Origin of the sequence: Ferdinandcohnia sp. QZ13 (assembly GCF_031324165.1) — a bacterium.
In the GTDB taxonomy this organism is placed as follows: domain Bacteria; phylum Bacillota; class Bacilli; order Bacillales; family Bacillaceae_L; genus Ferdinandcohnia.
On record NZ_JAVIVW010000015.1, the window covers coordinates 1,044,367 to 1,068,468 of the forward strand.

The 24,102-nt window shown below is 39.6% G+C and carries 24 protein-coding genes and 1 tRNA gene; 8 read left to right on the top strand and 17 right to left on the bottom strand.

Going from position 1 to position 24,102, the window contains the following annotated elements:
* Positions 1–69 precede the first annotated feature (69 nt).
* The 3 genes from RGU12_RS18950 to RGU12_RS18960 all read left to right on the top strand — a co-directional run bounded on the left by RGU12_RS18950 (position 70) and on the right by RGU12_RS18960 (position 1,466).
* On the top strand, positions 70–273 hold the full coding sequence (locus RGU12_RS18950; protein ID WP_309537421.1) for a DUF1657 domain-containing protein: 204 nt from the start codon (positions 70–72) through the stop codon (positions 271–273).
* 210 nt (positions 274–483) lie between these two features.
* On the top strand, positions 484–1,191 hold the full coding sequence (locus tag RGU12_RS18955; protein ID WP_309537422.1) for a DUF421 domain-containing protein: 708 nt from the start codon (positions 484–486) through the stop codon (positions 1,189–1,191).
* Between the two features lie 83 nt (positions 1,192–1,274).
* The gene (locus RGU12_RS18960; protein ID WP_309537423.1) at positions 1,275–1,466 is read left to right on the top strand and encodes a DUF1657 domain-containing protein; all 192 of its coding nucleotides are present in this window, start codon (positions 1,275–1,277) and stop codon (positions 1,464–1,466) included.
* Between the two features lie 207 nt (positions 1,467–1,673).
* On the opposite strand, the gene rnr is transcribed toward RGU12_RS18960, so the two are convergent.
* The 3 genes from rnr to secG form a co-directional block, all read right to left on the bottom strand.
* Complete coding sequence (rnr, locus tag RGU12_RS18965; protein WP_309537424.1) at positions 1,674–4,016, bottom strand: ribonuclease R; 2,343 nt, start codon at positions 4,014–4,016, stop codon at positions 1,674–1,676.
* 15 nt (positions 4,017–4,031) lie between these two features.
* Positions 4,032–4,772: an alpha/beta hydrolase gene (locus RGU12_RS18970; RefSeq protein WP_309537425.1), complete on the bottom strand. Its 741-nt coding sequence runs from the start codon at positions 4,770–4,772 to the stop codon at positions 4,032–4,034.
* A 141-nt stretch (positions 4,773–4,913) separates the two neighbouring features.
* Positions 4,914–5,147 (bottom strand): preprotein translocase subunit SecG, encoded by a 234-nt coding sequence (gene secG / locus RGU12_RS18975; RefSeq protein WP_116353471.1) that lies wholly within the window; start codon positions 5,145–5,147, stop codon positions 4,914–4,916.
* Between the two features lie 921 nt (positions 5,148–6,068).
* Between secG and RGU12_RS18980 the strand changes: the two genes are divergently transcribed.
* Both RGU12_RS18980 and RGU12_RS18985 read left to right on the top strand, forming a co-directional pair.
* Positions 6,069–6,359, top strand: a complete 291-nt coding sequence (locus tag RGU12_RS18980; RefSeq protein WP_309537340.1) for a helix-turn-helix domain-containing protein — start codon at positions 6,069–6,071, stop codon at positions 6,357–6,359.
* On the top strand, positions 6,356–7,228 hold the full coding sequence (locus RGU12_RS18985) for an IS3 family transposase (protein WP_309537426.1): 873 nt from the start codon (positions 6,356–6,358) through the stop codon (positions 7,226–7,228). Before RGU12_RS18980 ends, RGU12_RS18985 begins: the two co-directional genes overlap by 4 nt.
* Before the next feature lie 194 nt (positions 7,229–7,422).
* Here the strand turns inward: RGU12_RS18985 and eno are convergent, their stop codons facing one another.
* From eno to rpoN, 8 genes are all read right to left on the bottom strand, one after another.
* Complete coding sequence (gene eno, locus RGU12_RS18990; RefSeq protein WP_309537427.1) at positions 7,423–8,715, bottom strand: phosphopyruvate hydratase; 1,293 nt, start codon at positions 8,713–8,715, stop codon at positions 7,423–7,425.
* 28 nt (positions 8,716–8,743) lie between these two features.
* Positions 8,744–10,276 (bottom strand): 2,3-bisphosphoglycerate-independent phosphoglycerate mutase, encoded by a 1,533-nt coding sequence (gpmI, locus tag RGU12_RS18995; protein WP_309537428.1) that lies wholly within the window; start codon positions 10,274–10,276, stop codon positions 8,744–8,746.
* Positions 10,269–11,036 carry a triose-phosphate isomerase gene (tpiA, locus tag RGU12_RS19000; RefSeq protein WP_309537429.1) on the bottom strand — a complete coding sequence of 256 codons (768 nt, stop codon included), beginning with the start codon at positions 11,034–11,036 and terminating at the stop codon, positions 10,269–10,271. The genes gpmI and tpiA overlap by 8 nt, the downstream gene beginning before the upstream one ends.
* 282 nt (positions 11,037–11,318) lie before the next feature.
* A complete protein-coding gene (locus RGU12_RS19005; protein ID WP_309537430.1) occupies positions 11,319–12,503 on the bottom strand; it encodes a phosphoglycerate kinase in 1,185 nt (394 codons plus the stop codon).
* Positions 12,504–12,688: 185 nt separating this feature from the next.
* The gene (gene gap, locus RGU12_RS19010) at positions 12,689–13,696 is read right to left on the bottom strand and encodes a type I glyceraldehyde-3-phosphate dehydrogenase (RefSeq protein ID WP_116353409.1); all 1,008 of its coding nucleotides are present in this window, start codon (positions 13,694–13,696) and stop codon (positions 12,689–12,691) included.
* A gap of 171 nt (positions 13,697–13,867) precedes the next feature.
* Positions 13,868–14,887: a sugar-binding transcriptional regulator gene (locus RGU12_RS19015; RefSeq protein WP_309537431.1), complete on the bottom strand. Its 1,020-nt coding sequence runs from the start codon at positions 14,885–14,887 to the stop codon at positions 13,868–13,870.
* 188 nt (positions 14,888–15,075) lie between these two features.
* The gene (locus RGU12_RS19020) at positions 15,076–15,321 is read right to left on the bottom strand and encodes a glutaredoxin family protein (RefSeq protein WP_309538290.1); all 246 of its coding nucleotides are present in this window, start codon (positions 15,319–15,321) and stop codon (positions 15,076–15,078) included.
* A 26-nt stretch (positions 15,322–15,347) separates the two neighbouring features.
* Entirely contained in the window at positions 15,348–16,652 is a 1,305-nt protein-coding gene (gene rpoN / locus RGU12_RS19025) for an RNA polymerase factor sigma-54 (RefSeq protein ID WP_309538291.1), read from the bottom strand.
* Positions 16,653–16,853: 201 nt separating this feature from the next.
* Here rpoN and RGU12_RS19030 point away from each other — a divergent pair, with 201 nt between their 5' ends.
* Positions 16,854–17,030, top strand: a complete 177-nt coding sequence (locus RGU12_RS19030; RefSeq protein ID WP_309537432.1) for a hypothetical protein — start codon at positions 16,854–16,856, stop codon at positions 17,028–17,030.
* Between the two features lie 344 nt (positions 17,031–17,374).
* Here the strand turns inward: RGU12_RS19030 and RGU12_RS19035 are convergent.
* Positions 17,375–17,446, bottom strand: a tRNA-Arg gene (locus RGU12_RS19035).
* 255 nt (positions 17,447–17,701) lie between these two features.
* Between RGU12_RS19035 and clpP the strand changes: the two genes are divergently transcribed.
* Positions 17,702–18,295, top strand: a complete 594-nt coding sequence (gene clpP / locus RGU12_RS19040) for an ATP-dependent Clp endopeptidase proteolytic subunit ClpP (RefSeq protein WP_116353406.1) — start codon at positions 17,702–17,704, stop codon at positions 18,293–18,295.
* Positions 18,296–18,341: 46 nt separating this feature from the next.
* On the opposite strand, the gene RGU12_RS19045 is transcribed toward clpP, so the two are convergent.
* The 5 genes from RGU12_RS19045 to RGU12_RS19065 all read right to left on the bottom strand — a co-directional run bounded on the left by RGU12_RS19045 (position 18,342) and on the right by RGU12_RS19065 (position 22,060).
* Positions 18,342–18,599: an HPr family phosphocarrier protein gene (locus tag RGU12_RS19045; RefSeq protein WP_116353405.1), complete on the bottom strand. Its 258-nt coding sequence runs from the start codon at positions 18,597–18,599 to the stop codon at positions 18,342–18,344.
* Between the two features lie 138 nt (positions 18,600–18,737).
* Positions 18,738–19,679: a DNA-binding protein WhiA gene (gene whiA / locus RGU12_RS19050; RefSeq protein WP_116353404.1), complete on the bottom strand. Its 942-nt coding sequence runs from the start codon at positions 19,677–19,679 to the stop codon at positions 18,738–18,740.
* A gap of 42 nt (positions 19,680–19,721) precedes the next feature.
* Complete coding sequence (gene mgfK / locus RGU12_RS19055) at positions 19,722–20,693, bottom strand: gluconeogenesis morphogenetic factor MgfK (protein WP_309537433.1); 972 nt, start codon at positions 20,691–20,693, stop codon at positions 19,722–19,724.
* Entirely contained in the window at positions 20,693–21,583 is an 891-nt protein-coding gene (gene rapZ / locus RGU12_RS19060) for an RNase adapter RapZ (RefSeq protein ID WP_309537434.1), read from the bottom strand. The genes mgfK and rapZ overlap by 1 nt, the downstream gene beginning before the upstream one ends.
* Before the next feature lie 18 nt (positions 21,584–21,601).
* Positions 21,602–22,060 carry an NUDIX hydrolase gene (locus RGU12_RS19065; RefSeq protein ID WP_309537435.1) on the bottom strand — a complete coding sequence of 153 codons (459 nt, stop codon included), beginning with the start codon at positions 22,058–22,060 and terminating at the stop codon, positions 21,602–21,604.
* 699 nt (positions 22,061–22,759) lie between these two features.
* On the opposite strand from RGU12_RS19065, the gene RGU12_RS19070 reads away from it, so the two are divergent.
* Entirely contained in the window at positions 22,760–24,073 is a 1,314-nt protein-coding gene (locus RGU12_RS19070) for an aminotransferase family protein (protein WP_309537436.1), read from the top strand.
* Positions 24,074–24,102: the final 29 nt, after the last annotated feature.

The following is a 24,102-nucleotide window of genomic DNA, read 5'->3' on the forward strand; positions in this document are numbered from 1 at the left end:
TGTCTCACATTCACGAGAATTTTTTTAGCATTTATGAGCACCTTAAATGATGGAAAGGGGTGAATACGAATGACCGTTCAAACACAAATGCAAACCGCCATTGCTTCAGCACAAAGTGTGGAGGCAAGCCTGACACAATTCGCTTTAGAAACGCAAAACCAAGATGCGAAGCAAACGTTTCAACAATTAGCACAGCAACAAAAAAATATTGTCACGCAATTGGAAGGTCGTTATCAGCAGATCATACAAGAAGAACCACAATTTAATCAATAAAACTATTCATCATAACGGTTTTTTAACCCAAGATAAGTATAGTCTTGGGTTCTTATTTCTATCCCAGAAAGATGGGAATAGCGCTTGATTGTTGTTAATTCAACCAAACCTAGACATGCATTGATCGTTCCATACATTGTCCTGCATCATTAAAAACAGGCCAAAAAGTGGAATTAAAGAAGAATATGAAGAGAAAGGGGATTTTCGAATATGGAGTTGGAATTTTGGTCTGGAGCAAAAGATTTACCAGTTTGGGGCTTTTTAATACGCGCATTTATTGTCTATCTCTATATTTTTATCGTCATTAAAGTGCTTGGGCAACGCTCGATTGGAACGATTAATCCTTTAGATTTTTTATTTGGAATCATCATCGGTGATGTCATTGGTAATCCCCTGTCTTCGGGAGACATACCTTTAGCTGGACCACTTGCCGCAGCCACTTTAATTACTATATTACATTTAGGCTTATCTTATATTGCCCTAAAAACACCACGTTTTCGTCGCATTATAGAGGATGAACCGCTCATACTTATTAAAAATGGGCAAATACTGAAAAAGCAATTACGGAGGACAAAATTAACAGTTGAATCTTTACTTATGGATCTAAGGTTAAGAGGAACTTCAGATTTAAATCAGATTGATTATGCTGTTTTGGAATCAAACGGCCAGATAAGTGTAATTAGAAAAAGTAATGAGGATATGGTAACACCTAGGAATTCAAATTTACCCCCTCAACCTCCAAAAGGCTATCCTAGTGTCTTGATTTTAGATGGAAAGGTAGTCCATAAAAATTTAGAAAAAGTAGGAACATTAAGCTGGTTGAAGGAGAAAATAGCTGAATTAGGCTTTAAAGAAATTGATGAGATCTTTCTCCTAACGATAGATGAAGGTGGACAATTTTATTATAGTAAAATGTGAGTCTCTTTTTTCATTTTCGTGTATTCATAATACATTCTGGGTAGAAAATTACTTCTTGTTAAATGAAGGATAGGTGAGTTCGGATGACTGTACAAACACAAATGCAAAGAACAATCGCTTCGGCTCAAAGTGTAGAAGCATGTTTAATGCAGTTTTCTATAGAAACGCAAAACCAACAAGCAAAACAAATGTTTCAGCAATTAGCGCAGCAGCAGAAGAATATTATTAATTTACTTGAAGGGCGCTATCACCAAATTTTAGAAGAGAAGCAGTAATTGATTGTAAACGCTCAAAAAAACTCGTTTCACAAAATCGATAACCTAACTAATCACGTCCCAAATGTAGATTAATCACTTGGGACTTCTTTTGTTCAAAAAGGACAGACTACCCCATTCATATGCAGCCCCTACGTACATGATACCGGGTAGCAATCCATATATCGTAAACCCAAAAAAGCACCCCACATTGTGGGGCACTCTCGATTATCTTCTCTTTTTTCGCTTCTTGCTTTTCTGTGGTGGCACATTATCATATTTCTTCTTTTTCTTCCGAGGTTTCCGAGTTGACCATTCGCCGTCTTTGTCACTACCGCGTTTCTTGTCATCCTCATTTGATTTGCGTCGATTTCTTCCTTTTTCGGACTTGATGATTGTAGGCTGTTCCTTTGAAAACTTGCGGCGGCTTCCTTTCATGCCAACCACTTCAAAGTCAACAGAGCGTTCATCTTTATTCACGTTAATGACACGAACCGTAATTTCGTCTCCAATTCGGAATACATTACCGGTCCGTTCACCAATCATCGCATAGCTTCTCTCATCATAACGATAGTAATCATCGGTTAGATAGCTGACGTGAACAAGTCCTTCAATAGTGTTTGGTAGCTCCACAAACATACCAAAGTTGGTGACAGAGCTAATGATGCCATCGTATTCCTCACCGATTTTATCCATCATATATTCTGCCTTTTTCATGCTATCTGTTTCACGCTCAGCTTCAACCGCACGTCGCTCCATATTTGAGGAATGCTCTGCAATTTCCGGGAGTTTTTCTCTCCATTTATCCTGGGTCGCATTGTCGAGCTTACCTTGAATCAAATAGGTACGAATTAATCGATGAACGATTAAGTCTGGATAACGTCGAATGGGTGAAGTGAAATGCGTGTAAAAATCCGTTGAAAGCCCAAAGTGTCCGACACTTTCTGGATCATACTTTGCTTGCTTCATAGAGCGCAGCATGACGGTTGAAACAACCATTTCCTCTGGTTTCCCTTGAACGGCTTCAATTACTTCCTGCAAGGCACGAGGGTGAATCGAATTTCCAGCACCCCTTACAAGATAACCAAAGTTCGTGATGAACTCTAAGAAACGTCTGAGCTTTTCTTCATTCGGATCTTCGTGAATCCTATAAATAAACGGAACGTTCATCCAGTGGAAATGCTCTGCAACAGTTTCATTTGCAAGCAGCATAAATTCTTCGATTAAACGTTCACCAACAGAGCGCTCCCGTAAAACAACATCGTATGGTGCACCCTCATCATCGACAAGAACCTTTGCTTCTTTAAAATCAAAGTCAATGGCACCACGCTTCATTCGTTTTTCACGAAGGATCGCAGCTAGTCTTTCCATATCTTCAAACATCGGAACAAGTGGTTCGTAGCGTGTTCTGAGTTCTTCATCTTTTTCAACCAAAATGCTATTTACATCTGCATATGTCATTCGTTCCGTTGTTTTTATTACACTTTGAAAAATATCATGCTTCACAACGGTACCGTTCCCGTCTACTTCCATCTCACAAGACAAGGTTAAACGCTCCACTTTTGGATTTAAGGAACAGATGCCATTAGAAAGGCGATGTGGAATCATCGGAATCACACGGTCAACAAGATAAATACTGGTTCCACGGTCACTTGCTTCTTTATCGATAGGAGAACCTTCTGTTACATAATGTGTAACATCTGCAATGTGTACACCAAGCTTGTAATTCCCATTTTCTAGCTTCGTAACCGTTACGGCATCATCCAAATCTTTTGCGTCAGCGCCATCAATCGTCACGATGACTTCATTTCGTAAGTCGCGTCGATTTTCAAGCTCTCTTGGATCGATGGAATCAGGCGTATTATTTGCCTGCTCCAATACGTCTCCGGGAAACTCCTCTGGAAGTCCGTGCTTGTGAATCACAGAAAGAATATCGATTCCAGGGTCATTTTTATGACCTAAAATTTGAATAACTTCACCTTCTGCGCTCATTCTTCCTTCAGGGTACGTAACAAGTTTCACAACTACCTTATGTCCCTCAATCGCACCATTTGACGCTTGCTTCGGAATAAAAATATCATTGGTGATTTTTTTATCATCTGGAATGACGAAGCCAAAGTTTTTACTTTCGGTATATGTACCAACAATCGTTTTGATACCATGCTCAATAATTCGAACAACCGTACCTTCCTTACGTTGACCGGAAGATTCAGAATTAATTCGAACAAGCACGGTATCCCCATGCATCGCATTTTTCAACTCATTTGGTGGAATAAATACGTCATCCATAGTTTTGTCATCTGGCACGACGAATGCAAAGCCCTTCGCATGCCCTGTGAGTGTTCCGCGAACAAGGTTCATTTTTTCCGGAAGACCATAACGATTACTTCGGGTTCGAACGACTAATCCCTGTTCCTCCATTACGACAAGGGCTTTGACAAACTCTTTAAAATCCTCGGATCCTGAGATTCCAAATGCCACCTCAAGCTCTTGGACGGTTAACGGTTTGTATGCTTCTTCCTTCATAAATTCTAATAATTTATTAATATGATTTTGGATTTCCTGTTCCATTTTTTATCCCTCCCGTTACCATTCTAACTGCTCTAAAAATGTATACACATCCTCATGCAGCTGGTCACGTTCTTTGTCTAGGGTAATGACATGTCCTGATTCCTCGTACCATTTGATCTTTTTAAAATCATTTTCTATCGCTTCATAAATAATATTTGCACTGTCCGGATTTATCATTTTGTCATGACGCGCTTGCGCAACAAAGGTCGGAGAATAAATCATATCGACATTGTTACGGACTTCTGCGATTAGCTCCTGCAGTGCTTTCAACGTATTCATCGGGGTCTTCTTGAATTCTTCGATTTCCTTGTCGATTTGCTCAGGAGATTTCCCCTCAAATCGCTTGTATTCACGCGCGAATTCAACTACACCCTCATACATGACTTCTTCACTTTTTAGATACATGGGGGCACACATGGTCACAATCCCTTTTATAGGTACAGTGTAACCCAATTTTAGGGAAAATACCCCGCCAAGTGACAATCCGGCTACTGCAATTTTATCGTATCCTTTATTTTTCAAAAATTGATAGGCGTTCATGACGTCCTCCCACCAATCCTCAGGACCGGTATGCACCAATTCTTCCGGTGGGACACCATGTCCTTTATAAATCGGTGCATGACACGTATAGCCTCTATTTTCAAGAAATCTACCTAGCATCCTTACGTCTGCTGAATTTCCAGTAAATCCATGTAGTAATAAAACGGCCCTTTCTCCTCCTTCAAAAAAGAAAGGCTGAGGTAATTTGATCTTCATTATGTATAGCTCCTTTATGATGACTTCCTTATTTTTATTTTGCGCTTTTTTCGGTATTCTACTATCGTACCGGAAAGTGCGTTTTGAGCGCAATAAAAAAGGACTAGACATCAACTTGTCTAACCCTCTTTTCAAAAAGTTTTATAGTTCAAAGTAAGAAACTGCTATTGTAAGAACAAAGAATAATACCGCTAGGACTACTGTGATACGATGTAAAACCGCATCAAGGCCACGAGCCTTTTGTTTTCCGAATAATTGCTCGGCACCACCAGAGATAGCTCCAGATAAACCTGCGCTTTTACCCGATTGTAATAACACCACTACGATTAACCCGATACATACGATTACGAGTAATGTAACAAAAATTCCATGCAACATATAAAGACACCTCCTGAACAAGAACGCATATGACGTTAAAATAAATGTACCATAAAAATACCATGTGGACAATACTGCATTTTCTGACATAAGTCAAATATTCGAAAAAGGAATTATGGATTGAATCATCATCTGGCCTATGAAGGACTTTTCTCTGCTCCACGTTCTTGGTTAGTGTCTTCATCTCGTTTATGAAGACTTTTTCGTGGATCCAGGATCTCGGTTCTTGTCTTCATCCCGCTTATGAAGACTTTTTCGTGGGTCTAAGCTCTTGGTTCAAGTCTTCATCTCGCTTATGATGACAAATTCGTGCGTCTGAACTCTCGGTTCGAGTCTTCATCTCGCTTATGATGACCTTTTCGTGGATCCAGGATCTTGGTTCAGGTTTTCACCCAGTTAAGATTTTCCCAACACCGAATTTCCAACGATTCACATCATGTTTTCCTTTAGAATCGTCCATATTAAAATTGACTATCTTGAAAGGAATGATGAGAAGTGGTCAATTTGGATTTTGATGCGTTTGTTAAAGAACAGAAAAAACACAAAACAAATTATTTAGGCGAACATACACAGAAAGGTAAACAAAAGAAGCAACAGATGAAGAAAGAGAAGTAGGATTTAATGTAATAGTTGTCTTTGGTTGTAGATTAGCGTCGGGACAGAGATATTTGCGTCAAAATTGTGTTTTTTGCTATGGGATTGTTGCGTCGATACATCAGTATTTGCGTTTGCTTTAAGCTATTTGCGTCGGTACCACGATTTTCGCGTCAAAACCAAGGAGTTTTTCGCTGGTACAATGGAATTGCGCTTTATATTTCGGTATTGCGCTTTAGCATGCTGCTATTGTACCCATATGGTAGACAACTTTAGAAAAACGCACTCTCAAAATGTTACATTTAGTTTAGGGAGAGTGTAAAAATGAGTATTCAAAGTAATTATCCATATGATTTAAAGAAGCAAGTTGTAGAGATGTTCTTAGAGGGATATTCTGCGGCTGAATTGGCAACGAAATTTGAGATAAAAAATCAACGTAGAGTATATGACTGGGTAGAGAAGGTGAGAGCCGAGGGGTACTCTGCATTAAACAATTCTAGGGGACAGAAAAGTAAGGGGAAGAGTAAGAAGAAAAAGACGTTAGAAGAAGAGTTCGAATTACTAAAGTTGGAGAATGAATACTTAAAAAAGTTGTTGGATCTAAAAAGGGGGTGAACGATAAGGAAGAACAATACGCTTTTATTCATGCTTATTCAACTGAATACCCAGTCACAAAATTGGTGGAAATAACGGAGGTATCACGTTCTGGTTACTATAAATGGTTAAAAAGGAACGGAAGCAATAATCAAGATAGGATAGATGAATCTCTATTTCTTTATATTCACAAGATATTTACTGATAATCGAGGAACAGTTGGTAGAAAGCGAATTAAAATTGGGTTAAAGAAAGATTATGGGTTGGTTGTTAATGAGAAACGAATTTCTAGAATCATGCGTAAATATGGATTACAGTGTAAGGTTCGAAGAAAGAAGTTCAAAAATAGACCTCAACCAAATGGATTAATACCGAATATATTGGATAGAAATTTTCGTGCGATGAGACCTGGGATTAAATTAGCGATTGATATTACATATATTGAAGTGGAAAAAGGTTCTCAGAAATGGATGTATTTATGTGCAATAAAAGACCTATTCAACGGGGAAATAGTAGCTCATTCACTTGGAACGAATCAGGGGATGAAACTAGTATATAGAGCGTTAGATGCATTGAAAAAAAGAGGGTTTGAGAATAGAGCGATCATGCATAGCGATCAAGGTACTCAATTCACAAACCATCGGTATATGAAGCGACTACAAGAAATGGGTATTAGCCAATCTATGTCCCGCAGAGGCAACTGCTGGGACAATGCTTGCATAGAGAACTTCTTTGGGCATTTGAAATGTGAAATGCCTTGTTTCAGCCACCCTGAAACAGTGATAGAAGTGCGACAAGCAGTAGAAGCTTATATTCATTATTATAACAATAAACGTATCCAAACGAAATTAGAAATGAGTCCTGTTGAATATAGGACTCAAGCAGCTTAATTTTGTGCGTTTTTAATAGTGTCTACTTGACAGGGGCATGTTCATGCCGGAATTGCGCGTTAAGCCTAAGGAATCGCGCGTTAATTTGTATAATTGCGCTTTAACTCGCAGGAATTGCGTTTTAACCCAACCCAAACATCAACCAACTAAAAAAACGACAAGCATCTGCGCTTGTCGTTTTCCTATTTATCAGATTAGCCTCTTAGGTTATAGAAAGATGCTAAGCCGTTGTATTGAGCTGTTTCGCCAAGATTGTCTTCGATACGTAGTAATTGGTTGTATTTTGCAACACGGTCAGTACGTGATGGAGCACCAGTCTTGATTTGGCCAGCGTTTGTTGCAACTGCGATGTCAGCGATTGTGCTGTCTTCTGTTTCACCAGAACGGTGAGAGATTACTGCAGTGTAACCTGCGCGTTTTGCCATTTCAATTGCATCAAATGTTTCAGTTAATGTACCGATTTGGTTTACTTTGATAAGGATTGAGTTACCGATGTTTCTCTCAATACCTTCAGCAAGTTTCTTCGTATTTGTAACGAATAGGTCGTCTCCAACTAATTGAACTTTTTTGCCAAGACGCTCAGTTAGAAGTTTGTGGCCTTCCCAGTCGTTTTCGTCTAAACCATCTTCAATTGAGATGATTGGGTATTTTGATACAAGATCTTCGTAGAATGCAACCATTTCTTCAGAAGTAAGAACTTTTCCTTCTCCTTTAAGATGGTATTTACCGTCTTCTTTGTTGTAGAACTCAGAAGATGCAGCATCCATTGCAAGGCGTACTTGCTCACCAGGCTTGTAACCTGCTTTTTCGATTGCTTCTACGATTGTTTGTAGAGCTTCTTCGTTTGAACCTAGGTTTGGAGCAAATCCACCTTCGTCACCTACAGCTGTGTTTAAGCCTTTTGCGTGTAACACTGCTTTTAGGTTGTGGAAAATTTCAGTACCCATACGAAGGGCTTCTTTGAAGTTTTCTGCTCCAACAGGCATGATCATGAATTCTTGGATATCAACGTTGTTGTCAGCATGCTCTCCACCGTTGATGATGTTCATCATTGGAACTGGAAGAGTTTTTGAGTTGAAACCACCAAGGTATTGATATAAAGGAATTTCTAAGAAATCAGCTGCTGCACGGGCTACTGCCATAGAAACACCAAGGATTGCGTTAGCACCTAATTTACCTTTGTTTTCAGTTCCATCAAGCTCGATTAACGCGTGGTCGATTGCTACTTGGTCAGTTACATCGAAACCGATGATTTCTGCTGCAATGATTTCATTTACGTTGTTTACTGCTGTTTGAACACCTTTTCCAAGGTAACGGCTCTTGTCGCCGTCACGAAGCTCAACTGCTTCGTATTCACCAGTTGAAGCACCACTTGGTACTAATGCGCGGCCAAATGCACCTGATTCAGTATAAACTTCAACCTCAACTGTAGGATTTCCACGAGAATCTAATACTTCACGAGCGTATACATCTACGATAATTGACATTAAAAATCTCTCCTTTTTCAAATTCGTTTTATTTTATTAAACTATTTCCTGTCATTTCAGCGGATTTTTGGACGCCTAGTAGGTCAAGCATGGTTGGTGCTAGGTCTCCTAGAATTCCATCTTCGCGTAAAGTTAATCCTTCTTTTGTAACAATGACTGGCACTGGATTTGTTGTGTGAGCAGTCATTGGGTTTCCTTCAAGAGTTACAACCTCGTCGGAGTTACCATGGTCAGCCGTAATAATCGCTGCTCCACCTTTTTTAATGATTGCATCTACGATTTCACCTAAGCACTCATCAACTACTTCAATAGCTTTGATTGTTGGCTCAAGCATGCCTGAGTGACCAACCATATCTGGGTTTGCAAAGTTTAATAAAATCGCATCATGATTATCTTCAGCAATCTCTTTTAAAAGTGCATCCTTCACCTCATAAGCACTCATTTCTGGCTTAAGGTCATAAGTTGCAACCTTAGGTGAGTTGATTAAAATACGAGTTTCTCCAGGGAATTCCTGTTCACGTCCACCACTCATAAAGAATGTCACATGAGGATATTTTTCAGTTTCGGCAATGCGAAGCTGTTTTAATCCGTTTTGTGAAAGGACTTCTCCTAGAGTATTATCTAAGTTTGTTGGCTTGAATGCCACATATCCATCAACACTTTCACTGAAGTGCGTTAAACACACAAAGAATAAATCTTTAGGATGCTTAGGTCCACGATCAAATGAACGGAAATCGTCATTTGTGAATGTGTTTGAAATTTGGATAGCGCGGTCTGGTCTGAAATTATAAAAAATGACAGCATCATTGTCTTGAATGGTTGCAACCGGTGAACCGTCTTCTTTTACAATGACAGATGGTAATACGAATTCATCGTAAATGCCGTTTGCATAGGAGTCATCAACAAGTTCGAATGCATTTTTATATGTAGGACCTTCGCCGTAAACCATTGAACGGTATGATTTTTCAACGCGCTCCCAACGCTTGTCACGGTCCATTGAATAATAACGGCCAGACAAGGTTGCAATTTCACCAACACCGTATTCCTTGATTTTTTCATCGAGCTGTTCGAGATAGATCTTCGCGGTTTGTGGACCAACATCTCTTCCATCTAAAAAGCCGTGAATGTACACTTTTTCGATACCTTCAGATGCAGCGAGTCTTAACAGTGCAAAAAGGTGATCAATGTGACTGTGTACACCACCATCAGATAATAAACCGAATAGGTGTAGTGCTGTACCTTTTTCCTTTACATGCTTCATGGCTGCAAGGAAGGTTTCATTTTTTTCAAATTTATGCTCGCGAATCGCAACATTTACACGGGTTAAGCTTTGATAGACAATACGGCCTGCTCCGATATTTAAGTGCCCTACCTCTGAATTCCCCATTTGGCCTTCTGGTAAACCAACAGCCTCACCACTTGCTTGTAGAGTAGCGTGCGGGTATTTGTTCCAATAGCGATCAAAATTTGGTTTATTTGCTTGGGCAACCGCATTTCCTTTTACTTCATCGCGAAATGCAAATCCATCTAAGATGATTAGTGCAACTGGTGATTTACTCATTGCTACCTGCCTCCAAAAGCTTAACAAAAGAAGTAGCATCAAGACTAGCGCCACCAACTAGAGCACCATCGATATCTGGTTGTGCCATGTATTCCTTAATGTTTTCTGGTTTTACACTACCACCGTATTGAATGCGAACAGCATCTGCCACATCTTGTGAGAATTGTTCAGCAACAACTTTACGGATGTGTGCGCAAACCTCATTCGCATCTTCAGCAGAAGAAGATTTACCTGTTCCAATTGCCCAGATTGGTTCATAGGCAATGACAACTTCTTTCGCTTGTTCAGCTGTAAGACCAGCTAATGCTTTTTCGATTTGTGTTCCAACAAGGTCATTCGTTTGACCTGCTTCACGTTGCTCTAATGTCTCACCACAGCATACGATTGGAACTAATCCATGTGCAAATGCCGCAAGTGTTTTTTGGTTAACTGTTTCATCGGTTTCTGCGAACATTTCACGGCGTTCAGAGTGACCAAGGATCACATAGTCAACACCTAAGTCCTTTAATGCCACTGGGCTGATTTCACCAGTGAATGCTCCACTCTCTTTAAAGTGCATGTTTTGTGCACCGATTTTAAGGTCATAGTTTCCTTCTTTTACGTTTGCAACCAGACGCTCTAAAAATAGTGCTGGCGCACAAACAACAGAATCAACCTTTTCTGGTGATGGAATTAGACCATTGATTTCTTCTACAAACTGAACTGCTTCTGAAAGAACCTTATTCATTTTCCAGTTTCCTGCAATGATTGGCTTTCTCATGTTTCACCATCCCTTTCGAATAGAAAAGTGCAAGGCGCCTTGACGTGGAACATCGACTAACTACTGCCACGTCCTGTGGCAAACGTCGCTGTCAGCACTTCCTCGAAAATGCTATGCATTTTCTTCGTGCGAGGACCATGCTCTCGAAGCCTTCCTTGTCCTGTGCAAGTACAAGCACAAGACGAGCGCTGACAGAAGGTGTATTTTACCTTCCGAAGCGATTGGCTTGTGACCTCGAGCCGATGGCGCCTGGAACTAGACATTAAATCTAGATAAATTTTATTATTTATCGTTAAGTAGTTCGACTCCTGGAAGCTCTTTACCTTCCATGAATTCTAATGATGCTCCACCACCAGTTGAAATGTGGCTCATTTTATCAGCAAGACCGAATTTTTCTGCCGCTGCAGCAGAGTCGCCTCCACCGATGATAGAATACGTGTCAGTTGCATCAGCAAGTGCTTGTGCAACAGCTTTTGTACCATTAGCGAATGCATCTAATTCGAATACTCCCATTGGACCATTCCAAATAACAAGCTTAGACTTTTGAATTACATCACTGTAAATTTCAGCTGTCTTTGGACCGATATCTAGTGCTTCCCAATCGCTTGGAATTTCCGTGATAGGAACGATTTTAATGTTCGCATCATTAGAGAAATCATCTGCTACTCTTACATCAACAGGCATATAGAAGTTTACACCTTTTTCTTTTGCTTTTTTGATGAACTCGTTAGCAAGATCCATCTTGTCTTCTTCTAAAAGAGACTTACCAATTTCATGACCTTGTGCTTTTACGAATGTATAAGCAAGACCTCCACCAATGATCAAGTTATCTACTTTTTCTAAGAGGTTCTCGATGACTCCGATTTTGTCCTTAACCTTTGCTCCACCGATAATCGCTGTGAATGGACGTTCTGGATTTGATAGTGCTTTGCCTAGTACTTCGATTTCTTTTTCCATTAAGAAACCTGCAACCGCTGGTAGGTGCTCAGCGATACCAGCTGTAGAAGCATGGGCACGGTGCGCAGCTCCAAATGCATCGTTTACGTATACATCAGCTAATGCAGCAAATTGTTTTGCAAGTTCCGGATCGTTCTTCTCTTCTCCAGGATAGAAACGAACGTTTTCTAATAAAAGAACATCGCCATCGTTCATTTCTGATATAGCTTGTTCAACCTCTGGACCATACGCTTCATTTGTTTTGCGAACCTCGATCCCTAAGTGCTCGCTTAATCGTTTCGCAACTGGGTCTAAGCGAAGTTCGTCTACCGCTTTTCCTTTTGGACGACCAAGGTGGCTTGCTAGAATAACTTTTGCTCCTTCTTTACGAAGGTACTCAATTGTTGGTAATGCTGCACGAATACGAGTTTCGTCCGTAACCTGACCATTTTGCATTGGAACGTTAAAATCAACTCGACAGAATACTCGCTTGCCTTTCACATCAATATCTCTTACTGATTTCTTATTCACTGGGAAGGCCTCCGTTCTATGTAATATTCAAAACTTGTTCTGTGGCATTTGTCTAAATGACATCAAAAAGGGAAGGGAACACTCCCTTCCCCTCACAAGTTCTATTATAGTTATTGTTGTTTAGGATTCCAAGAATAATGTGTTTTACTGTTTGATAAATGTGACATACTAATCAAACGGTAAAATTATAGTCCCTTTGATGCAAGGTAATCTACAAGGTCAACTACACGGTGTGAGTAACCAGTTTCGTTATCATACCAAGAGATAACTTTAACCATGTTGCCTTCCATTACCATTGTAGAAAGTGCATCGATAGTTGAAGAATTTGCATTACCGTTATAGTCACCAGATACTAGTGGCTCTTCGCTGTAACCCATAATTCCGTTTAACTCATTTTCAGCAGCTTTGCGAAGTGCTGCGTTTACTTCTTCTACAGTTACTTCTTTATCTAATTCAGCAACTAAGTCAACAAGTGACACGTTTGGAGTTGGAACACGAACAGCTCCACCATTTAATTTACCTTTTAACTCAGGTAATACTAAAGAAACAGCTTTTGCAGCACCAGTAGTTGTAGGAATGATGTTCTCAGCTGCCGCACGAGCACGACGATAGTCTTTATGTGGTAAATCAAGAATTTGTTGGTCATTTGTGTATGAGTGAATAGTTGTCATCATACCACGCTTAATTCCAAAGTTTTCATGTAAAACTTTTGCAAATGGTGCTAAGCAGTTTGTTGTACAAGAAGCATTTGAAATAACGTTGTGGTTTGCTGCATCATATTTGTCTTCGTTAACGCCCATAACGATTGTGATATCTTCATCAGTTGCAGGAGCAGAAATGATAACTTTCTTTGCACCAGCTTCTAAGTGTTTCGCAGCATCTGCACGCTTTGTGAAACGACCAGTTGATTCAACAACAACTTCAACACCTAGGTCGCCCCAAGCTAGTTGAGCTGGGTCGCGTTCTGCTTTAACAAGAATTTCTTTTCCATCAACAACAAGGTTGTTTCCATTAACAGATACTTCTGCATCAAGAACACCATGAACAGAGTCATACTTTAATAGATGAGCTAACATGTTTGCATCTGTTAAATCGTTTACTGCTACTACTTCTACATTAGGATTTTTAAGAGCCGCACGTAATACGTTACGACCAATACGTCCAAAACCATTAATACCAACTTTTACTGCCATTTTGATTTCCTCCTTTTGTATGTGAAACCTAAAAAATCAAATGCGCCTTGGCGTATTTGGGCCCAGATTTTTTCGAGCATGCTCGAAACTTTGAAAATCTGTGGCATCCGCCGGAGGCTTTAACTTTATTCAGTAGAACTTCACTGAATAAAGTTAATTATGAAAAGGGTGTTACCCCTTTATTAACTCTTTCGCAGCACCTTCGTCTGTAATTAACAGAGTTCCCGGGGCTTGCTTTAAGTAAGCTTGGATGGCGATTGCCTTCGAAGCTCCTCCAGCTACTGCAATCACATCATGGATTGCGGGAAGATCTTTTAGCTGGATTCCAATCGTTTGGACGCGATGGACAACATTCCCATCTTCGTCAAAATAATAGCCAAAAGCTTCTGCGACCGCATGAGATTCAATGATTTTTTTCAAATCCTCTTTATCTGTCTTGCGACGCTCTGCCATTGTAATAGCGTCTCCTATTCCGTGGACAACCATACTTGATGACTTTATCAAACTCAAGACATCTCGAATGGATGGTTCTGCCACAAATGAATGGTACGCTTCATTGCTCACAACATCAGGTACATGAAGGAGTCGATAATCACCCGAGGCTTTTTCAGCCATTTTTGCGCAAATTGTATTTGCTTGATTTTCTACTCGTTCTCCTAAACCACCTCTTGCTGGTACGAATAAAATGCTTCTCCCTTTCGAATCCGGGGTCATCATTTCTGCCACCTCAGCAAGGGTCGTACCACCAGTAACTGCGACGATATTTTCTCCAAAAAGCCTTTGTTTTATTCTTGAAACGCAAGCTCTTCCCATTTCTTTCTTCACCCAAGGAGTCGTGTCACTGTCGCCTGGGACGACAATCACTTCTTTTATATTTAACTTCTCCTTAAGTTTCGATTCTAAAACTCTTAAGCCTAAAACTTCCTTCATAACATCCTCAAGGTCTTTTAAAAGCTCCGCGCCCTCTTTTGTCAAGCTCATACCAGCCGTGCTAAAGTCCACGAGATTTTGTTTTTTTAAAAACTCAACTTCTCCGCGGAGGACACGTTCACTATGACCAAGACTCGTTGAAAGATTCCTTCTTCCTATCGGCTGCATAAGTCGTATGTATTTGAGGATCTCATGGCGCTTTTGCATAACCTCGAGTAAATCGGGTAATAATTTTTGTTGTACCTCAATGATTGAACTCATTTTTTCATTTCCCCTTTTTTACCATAAGGGACTCTTTTTGTCCCGGTGAGACATATTATGTCCCGCTTACAGTAAAAAAAAACACATCAGTAAAATTAAATATCGTCGTGCTACATGATTATAGTAACAATACTTTTAAAAGAAAGCAATAAATAAACTGCCTATTTTTTAGGCAGTCGTGATAAACTTTATTTTTTCAATAAATGATCCAAGTACTCTTGGATTGTTTCTTTATGAATGATCCCATATTCTACTTCATTTCCATCGATTTCGATTACCGGAATCATGATTTGATACTTTTCCAAAAGTTGGTCATCTTTATAAATATCAATTTCTTGAAGATCTAAAGGGTAATCCTTGCTTAATTCCTCAATCACGATTTTTGCTTTGCTACAAAGAGAGCAATTTTCCTTTGAATACATGGTTACCTGAATGCGATTCAACTTCTTACACTTCCAATCTACTTGCTATACCGTTTTCGTTTTGTCGAAGAAGGTATGTTTAATTGGTCACGGTATTTTGCGATTGTTCGTCTCGATACAAGAATACCATGCTCCTTCTCAAGTATACTGACAATTTCTTGGTCTGACAAAGGCTTTTGTTTATTCTCCTCTTCAATCATCTGTTTCATTACATTTTTCACCTGCGTCGACGACGTATCCGTTTCACCCGTTGTTTGGATATTCCGACTAAAGAAGTACTTCATCTCAAAAATTCCAAAAGGAGTTTGCACAAATTTGTCCTTTACCGCTCGGCTGACTGTCGATTCGTGAATCTCAAGAGCATCCGCAACTTCACTCATAATAAGCGGTTTTAAATGTGCTGGTCCCTTTATAAAAAAATCGATTTGGCGATTGATAATTTCACTCATGACATTTTGCAAGGTCATTTTTCGTTGCTCCAAGCTTCTCATGATCCACTGACATTGATCTACTTTTTCTTGAAGATAGGACTTTGTTTTGGTATCCTTTTCGTCTAAAAAATGCTGATAATACTGGAGGTTCAACGATACCTTTGGCAGGTACGAGTCTTGCATCTTCATTGTGACGACATCGCCTTCTACCTGTATATCAATGTCCGGAACAATATAATGCGCTTCTCCACCATGAAAGGCAGCACCTGGTCTCGGCTTTAGCGTTTGAATAAAATCAAAGACCTGTTGGATATCAAAAAGCTTTACATTTAGGTCCTTAGCGATTTCCTTCCATGACTTTTCGGCGAATCGTTCAAAATGTTCTTGTATAATTGTCTCCGCTAACCTGTTTCGATTTTGGAGTACCTGCAATTGCAGGAGAAGACATTCCTGCAGAGACCTTGCTCCTACTCCTATCGGATCTAAGCTTTGAATAATTTGAATCGCATTTTCAATAGATTCCTTATCGATATTAAGATCCCTTGCTATTTCTTCTGTAGGAAAATACAAATAACCATTACTGTCGAGTAGTTGGATGATATATTCGACCGTCTGTTTTTTCGTGTTGTTTAGTTTCATATAAGAAATCTGTGTGAGTAAATGCTCGTATAACGTTGTTTCTTTTTTACTTAGATAGTCGATTGGATTTATATACGTATCTTTTGTAACCTTCATTTTTTTTGGTCGTCCAAAATCTGATGGTTTTACATCAATGAGGGGATTTTCTAGTGTTTGCTCTTCTAGAAATTTAGTCAAATCCAAAGAAGAGTATTGTAAAAGAGTAATTGCCTGCGTTAATTCCTTTGTCATGACTAGCTTTAAAGATTGCTGCTGAAAAAGTCCAGTTTGCATATTCACTCATTGTTTCCCCCTTCCTTGAGGTGATTCAATAATATGGAAGCGTTTACTTTTTTATTCACAATTTTAATAAACATTTTGACTAAATGATATATCGTTTATTTTATCTTACTTCTATCGTATCGAAAAAGTTAAATTTTAGCACGCATTTTTATTCATTTTTTGAAAGAATCTACCTTAAAGAGGTGATTACTGTTGAAAAAGAATGAAATCATATACACAGGCCCAGTCACTGGGACACTTGATGAAGCAAAGAAAAATAAAAACAAAGAAGAGTTTGCATCAGAGTTCGATCCGATTCAAACGATGTGGGCTGTGAATCCTGTTGATGAGGATGTGTATGACGGTACACTGGGGTATAAGGATAACTAGGTTGATTTGAAAGTAAAGGATTGTGGGGGATGGCGCTATTCGTTCCATCTTTTTAGAATTTAGAAAAGTGAGGGGACGATTACGTCGTTTGCGTTCCCTTTTTGTTCGACTTTGAACCAGTGAGGGGACGATTACACCATTTGCGTTCCCCTTTTGTTTGATTTTGAACCCATGAGGGAACGATTACGCCATTTGCTTTCCCTTTTTGTTCGATTTTGAACCGGTGAGGGGACGATTACACTATTGTCGTTCCATTTTCGTACGATATTGAACAGTTGAGGGTACGGATACCTTATTTAATAAAAAAATGACCAGGAGATTTTCTCTGGTCATTTTTCTTGTAGCGCCCTCGGCAGGATTCGAACCCACGATAAGAGAACCGGAATCTCTTGTGCTATCCACTACACTACGAGGGCATGTTTTAGATGAAACTGCACTCATCATTATAGGATAGAAAGCTTTTGATTGCAAGATGTATGTTTAAATCTCGCCAAATCGGTTATGATGGAATACGTATGAAATTTTGATTTTTTCCCTGCCTAAAGAGGTATGGGATACTCGTTTGTAGAATAGTATAAGTTAGTAAAGCGAATTGTTTGACCTTTACTGACCTTAATTGTATGATGGAAATACATAACAAACCTTTTAATTTGTTTGAAGGAGGAAGTAAAATGAATTTAATACCTACAGTTATTGAACAAACAAACCGTGGAGAGCGCGCATATGACATCTACTCACGTTTATTAAAAGACCGTATTATCATGCTTGGAAGTGCGATTGATGATAATGTTGCCAATTCAATCGTGTCTCAGTTATTGTTCTTAGCAGCTGAGGATCCTGAAAAAGATATTTCTTTATACATCAACAGCCCAGGTGGTTCAATCACAGCTGGTATGGCGATCTATGATACAATGCAGTTCATTAAGCCAAAGGTTTCTACTATTTGTATCGGTATGGCTGCATCAATGGGTGCTTTCTTACTTGCAGCTGGTGAAAAAGGCAAGCGTTTTGCGCTTCCAAACAGTGAAGTTATGATTCACCAACCACTTGGTGGAGCACAAGGGCAAGCAACTGAGATTGAAATCGCAGCTAAGCGTATCCTATTCTTACGCGAAAAGCTTAACCAAATTTTATCAGAACGTACTGGCCAACCATTAGAGGTTCTTCAAAGAGATACAGACCGTGACAACTTCATGACTGCTGAAAGAGCAATGGAGTATGGTCTTATTGACAAGGTTATGTACCCACAAGATAACAATAAATAAGTAAATAAATAAAAATCCTCTCACATCATATCGTGAGAGGATTTTTTTATGCTTCTTTTTGAACAAATTCAGTTAAAGCTTCAACCGCAGCTTCTTCATCGTTTCCTTCTGCGATTAGGGTAATGGTTGCACCTGAGCCAATCGCTAAACTCATTAGCCCCATAATGCTTTTTGCGTTAACCTTTTTCCCATCCTTTTCTAAAAAGATGTCCGCAGAATATTTGTTTGCTTCTTGAACAAACATTGCTGCAGGGCGTGCTTGTAATCCCGTTCTTAATACAACCTCAACATGTCTTTCAACCATTTTTTTCTTCCTCCTCAAATTTGTGTGCAATTCTTAAGTTGTTTGTTTTTTTCTCATTAGTTTTCTATTCATACGTAGAATAAACCAAAAAGGTTTCAAAATGATAGCGCTTTATTTCTTTCCAAGTGAACAAAACACTCATTTGATCGATTGGCCTGCACGGAGCTTGTCGGCAATTTCATCTATTTTTCGAAGACGGTGGTTAATTCCAGATTTACTAATCTTTCCGGATGTTACCATTTCACCTAACTCTTTTAGAGTGACATCCTGGTAGGCCACTCGGAGCTCAGCAATTTCTCTTAACTTATCTGGTAAAATGCCAAGACCGACTGTTTCATCAATGTAGCGGATATTTTCTACTTGACGAATGGAAGCGCCGATTGTCTTATTTAAGTTAGCTGTTTCACAGTTCACGAGACGGTTCACTGAATTTCGCATGTCGCGAACAATACGTACGTCCTCAAATCGAAGCAATGCCTGGTGAGCACCAACAACATTGAGAAATTCTGTGATTTTTTCAGCTTCCTTCAAATACGTAATAAAACCTTTTTTTCGTTCTAATGTTTTGGCATTGAGATCGAAAACGTTCATTAATTCACAAAGAGAATCATTATGTTCTTTATATAATGAAAAAATCTCAAGATGATATGAGGAGGTTTCAGGGTTATTTACTGAACCCCCTGCTAAAAAAGCCCCGCGTAAATAGGAGCGTTTGCAGCATTTCTTTGCAACGAGGGCAGGAGAGATTTCTTGATGTAGGGAAAAACCTTCAAAAATCTTTAAATCTTCTAAAATATCCTTTGCTTCCTCAATCAGTCGAACAATATATACATTGTTCTTCTTGAGTCTCATTTTTTTACGAACGAGGAGCTCAACACCAACATTATAGCATTTTTTCAGTAATGTATAAATTCTTCTCGCGATAGCAGCATTTTCCGTTTGGATATCAACCGCTATTTTTTGGTTGGAGAAGGAAAGTGCGCCATTCATTCGAATCAAAGCTGAAAGCTCGGCTTTTGCGCAGCACTCTTTGATGTCTAGGTTTGTTAGTTCTTTTTTCGTCTCTGATGCAAATGACACAGGTTCCACCCTCCTTTTTATAATGAGGGGTGATTTATTCAATCACCCGTTTTTATTTTCTAAAACCATATTATATAAAAGATTTGCTACTTTTGTTGTATCATGTCTGATTACATCGTTATCATATGAAATTATTTTATCATTAATGATGGATAAACCTAAAGTAGAAAGCCTTTCTACGTCATACACAACTGGCTTCGCCAACTCTTTTGCATATTTATCCTTAATGCGCTCCGGGATATCTCCATCATTGACCAAAATGGTATCTATAAACCTCAAGCCCATATGATCATTCAAAGCCTGCACATGGTCACTTGCTGTATAGTTCAAGGTTTCCCCTGCCTGGGTCATCACGTTACAAATATAAACCTTTTTTGCCTTTGCATTTACGACCTCTTCGCCTATTTTAGGTACAAGCAAATTTGGCAAAATGCTTGTATAAAGGCTGCCTGGTCCAATGACAATCATATCGGCCTGTCGAATTTTTTCAATTGATTCGTTGAGTGGCTCAACATCATCCGGTGTTAAAAAGACACGCTTGATTTTTTTACCGGAGTATGGAATTTTAGATTCACCCGTAACAATAGTGCCATCCTCCATTTCAGCATTTAAAACGACACTTTTATTCGCTGCTGGAAGCACTTTTCCTCTTACTTTTAAGACTTTACTCATTTCAGTTACTGCGTGAACAAAATCACCAGTTATGGTTGTCATTGCCGCAAGGATCAAGTTTCCAAGTGAATGACCAGATAAGCCATTTCCACCTGCAAACCGATGCTGGAACAAATCTTCAATCAAGGGCTCCACATCTGATAAGGCAGCTAATACATTTCGAATATCACCAGGTGGTGGAATATCCATCTCATCGCGAAGACGACCAGAGGATCCCCCATCATCCGCAACCGTTACAATGGCTGTAATATCAACTGGCTGATATTTTAACCCTCGTAAAAGTACGGAAAGGCCAGTTCCTCCACCAATGATGACAATCTTTGGCTGTTTTGGATTGGTCATTACTTTCTTTCCTTTCTCCTCTCAATATCGCGGTGAGAAACATGAGTTTGATAGTCAGCCTTGAAATGATTTGCGATATATTCAGCTAGTGTGACAGAACGGTGCTGTCCGCCTGTACACCCAATTGCAATTACAAGCTGGCTTTTTCCTTCCCGCTTGTATTGCGGGAGCATAAATGCAAGTAGATCCGTTACTTTTTCGATAAACTTCTGGGTTTCCGTCCATTTTAGAACATAGCTTGATACATCCTCATCAAGACCAGTCTTTGGTCTCATCGAATCGATGTAATGAGGATTCGGGAGAAAACGCACATCAAACACAAGGTCAGCATCAATTGGAATACCATATTTAAAGCCAAATGACATCACGTTAACTGAAAAGGTAGGTCTTGAATGTGATGCGAACTGCTTTAGTATTTTTTCCCGTAGTTCCCTCGGCTTTAAATCTGATGTGTCATAAATATACTGGGCTCTCCCCTTCATTTCCTCTAGGATTTCCCTTTCAACCTGGATCCCTTCTAGTGGCGAACCAGTTGGAGCAAGTGGATGAGAACGTCTTGTTTCCTTATAGCGTGTGACAAGCGTTGTATCCTTCGCATCTAAAAATAAGATTTGTGGTGCAATCCATGAAACCTCTGAAAGCTCGTCAAGGGATGCAAATAAGCTGTCGAAAAATTCACGACCACGGAGGTCCATGACAAGCGCGACTTTATTCATTTTCCCTCCAGATTCCTTCATCAACTCAAGAAACTTCGGAAGCAGGGTTGGAGGTAGGTTATCTACGCAAAAATACCCTAAATCCTCAAAGCTTTGAATGGCCACAGTTTTACCTGCACCTGACATTCCCGTTATAATCACCAATTGTATTTCACTTGTTGAACCAACACTCATCGTTTTGCCTCCCCACATCTAACTAGGATCTAATCTATAAGAAAGTAATTGAAAATCTGGTGTATATGTAAATGTTCCATAAATAACCCCAGAACCTTTAAGTACGTAATCCAAAATATGATAATCGCCAGGAGCCATCGGCAGATTTGGTATATCCTTAATATCCTGCCATTTCAGGATACCTTCTTCGGATTCATCAACATTTTCTCCTTCAAAATCATTGGCTAAAAAAGAAAACATCATCCATTCAGAGGTTACCTTATCGCCTTCTTTAATGATAAATGTAAATATTCCTTTTATATCTGGATTTTTAAGATATAATCCTGTTTCCTCACGGTATTCACGGATACAGGAGTCACGAACTGATTCACCTGGCTCCATTTTTCCTCCAGGAGCAACCCACCATCCGCGTCGTGGTTTTTGCAATAGCAATACTTTATTATCTTTGCGTACTACGCAATTTGTTACTCTTTGCACTCTCTTTCACCCCAAGTCGGTCCCGTATAGGGCAGACCGTTTGTAAGCAATCTTATGGTTATTATTATACTATTTCTAACAGGTACTCACAACGAACAAGATTTGTATATTGTTTTTTGTTGCAGTTATAAATTGTGTACATGAAGGAGGTTGAAAAGGACCGAGGATTTCAAGGCGGCGCAGCTTTGAGTACCGGAGCGTATGTAGTTAATACGTGAGGAACGGAGAAGCAAGCCAACGCAGAAATTCGATGTGTCATTTTCGGCCGACTACAAAAAAAGGGGGCACAGGGGATGTACCTGTGCCCAAAACAAATCTATTTTATAAAAAGGGGGTCAATTACTACTATTATCATACTCAAAATATATTTCATCCGTGTTACAGGAGAGTTAAAACATAATTACGAATTCAAGGTTGTCCTTTACAAAAAGAAATATTCACACGAATTCTATAAGTTCTATTCCATATTCATAGTTCAAAAGCTTGAATCTTACGCATATATTTCAGTAAAGTGAAACTTCCATCAGTGGGGGCTTCCCCCCCATTGATGGTTAGTTGAACCAATCGGACCTTTACGGGCAGTTGTTCTCCCACTTATCTTCTTTTGTTCTTTAGAATCTTAAAGTGGGAGTATTACTGCCCGTTAAGAGTGGGATAAATGTGCAAACTTTCGCCCTAATGAACGAAGGAGGAATGGGAATGAACGAAAAATTGATGGTACGCCAAGAATTGATGGAACTTGACCAGAAACATTTTTTACATCCAACCTCACCGATTCAGCAACAGCAGGATTTCGGTCCAGCGTTTATTTTTACAAAAGGAGAAGGGGTATTCCTTGAGGATGTGAATGGGAAACGAGTCCTTGATGGCATGTCCTCTTTATGGAATGTTAATATCGGGCATGGACGGAAGGAATTGGGACAAGCGGCTCAAGAACAAATGAACAAACTCGCATTTAGTTCTTGCTTTGCAACGTTTAGCAATGAACCTGCGATACGATTGGCAGCAAAGCTTGCGGACATTTCCCCAGGGAACTTATCAACAACTTTCTTTACCTCAGGGGGATCAGAAGCAAATGATACGGCCTATAAATTAGCGCGCCATTATTGGATATTACGTGGAATGACGGAGAAAAAGAAAATCATCTCTCGCAATAGGTCTTACCATGGGGTTGCAATGGGCTCAACCAGCGCGACTGGTTTGAAGCCGTTCAGAGATTTTACCAATTCATTAGCCCCAGATTTTTATTATACAGATAATATGTCAGCGGAGGATTTGCGAAGAACGATTGAAACAGAGGGACCAGAAACAATTGCAGCATTTGTTTCAGAGCCAGTTCAAGGTGCAGGTGGAGTGCATGTCGCACCTGATGGGTATTTTAAAGAAGTTCGAGACATTTGCGATGAATACAAAATTTTATGGATTACAGATGAAGTGATAACCGGATTTGGTCGAACTGGTCAATATTTCGGTGTCGATCACTACGGGGTAGCGCCAGACATGATGTGCTTTGCTAAGGGGGTAACAAGTGGATATGCCCAATTAGGAGGTGTCATCCTATCTGAAGCAATTTTTGAGGATTTCAAAAAGCTTTCTAGCGGAACACTTTTACATGGATATACGTACAGCGGCCATCCTATGGCATGCGCGGTTGCACTGAAAAATATTGAGATTATTGAAAATGAGGGTCTAATTGAAAATTCCGTGAAAATGGGAGCTAAAATGCTCGACGGTTTTTCTTGGATTCAAAGTGAATCAAGTCTTGTCAGTCATGTTCGTGCGTTAGGTCTCATGGGCGCAGTTGAAATCAATACGCCACAACATGTAAAAGGACCACTTGCCCCAAGAATTGTAAATGAGGCAGCTAAAATAGGTCTTATCTGTCGATCTGTCGTATTTGATGGAATGGATACCCTTGTCTTTGCACCACCACTTTGCATTACTAAAGAAGAGGTAGACCTTTTAATTGAAATGCTGCATCACGCGATTTTCAGGGTTGAACGAAGTGTCTAAGCCAGCAAATTAAACCATATCCACTTTTC

What these genes read in the sequence shown, in the direction of transcription:
- RGU12_RS18950 (WP_309537421.1), top strand. Translation starts at nt 70, where the DNA reads ATGACCGTTCAAACACAAATGCAAACCGCCATTGCTTCAGCACAAAGT.
- RGU12_RS18955 (WP_309537422.1), top strand. Translation starts at nt 484, where the DNA reads ATGGAGTTGGAATTTTGGTCTGGAGCAAAAGATTTACCAGTTTGGGGC.
- RGU12_RS18960 (WP_309537423.1), top strand. Translation starts at nt 1,275, where the DNA reads ATGACTGTACAAACACAAATGCAAAGAACAATCGCTTCGGCTCAAAGT.
- rnr (WP_309537424.1), bottom strand. Translation starts at nt 4,016, where the DNA reads ATGGAACAGGAAATCCAAAATCATATTAATAAATTATTAGAATTTATG.
- RGU12_RS18970 (WP_309537425.1), bottom strand. Translation starts at nt 4,772, where the DNA reads ATGAAGATCAAATTACCTCAGCCTTTCTTTTTTGAAGGAGGAGAAAGG.
- RGU12_RS18980 (WP_309537340.1), top strand. Translation starts at nt 6,069, where the DNA reads ATGAGTATTCAAAGTAATTATCCATATGATTTAAAGAAGCAAGTTGTA.
- eno (WP_309537427.1), bottom strand. Translation starts at nt 8,715, where the DNA reads ATGTCAATTATCGTAGATGTATACGCTCGTGAAGTATTAGATTCTCGT.
- gpmI (WP_309537428.1), bottom strand. Translation starts at nt 10,276, where the DNA reads ATGAGTAAATCACCAGTTGCACTAATCATCTTAGATGGATTTGCATTT.
- tpiA (WP_309537429.1), bottom strand. Translation starts at nt 11,036, where the DNA reads ATGAGAAAGCCAATCATTGCAGGAAACTGGAAAATGAATAAGGTTCTT.
- gap (WP_116353409.1), bottom strand. Translation starts at nt 13,696, where the DNA reads ATGGCAGTAAAAGTTGGTATTAATGGTTTTGGACGTATTGGTCGTAAC.
- RGU12_RS19015 (WP_309537431.1), bottom strand. Translation starts at nt 14,887, where the DNA reads ATGAGTTCAATCATTGAGGTACAACAAAAATTATTACCCGATTTACTC.
- rpoN (WP_309538291.1), bottom strand. Translation starts at nt 16,652, where the DNA reads ATGCAAACTGGACTTTTTCAGCAGCAATCTTTAAAGCTAGTCATGACA.
- clpP (WP_116353406.1), top strand. Translation starts at nt 17,702, where the DNA reads ATGAATTTAATACCTACAGTTATTGAACAAACAAACCGTGGAGAGCGC.
- RGU12_RS19045 (WP_116353405.1), bottom strand. Translation starts at nt 18,599, where the DNA reads ATGGTTGAAAGACATGTTGAGGTTGTATTAAGAACGGGATTACAAGCA.
- mgfK (WP_309537433.1), bottom strand. Translation starts at nt 20,693, where the DNA reads ATGACCAATCCAAAACAGCCAAAGATTGTCATCATTGGTGGAGGAACT.
- rapZ (WP_309537434.1), bottom strand. Translation starts at nt 21,583, where the DNA reads ATGAGTGTTGGTTCAACAAGTGAAATACAATTGGTGATTATAACGGGA.
- RGU12_RS19070 (WP_309537436.1), top strand. Translation starts at nt 22,760, where the DNA reads ATGAACGAAAAATTGATGGTACGCCAAGAATTGATGGAACTTGACCAG.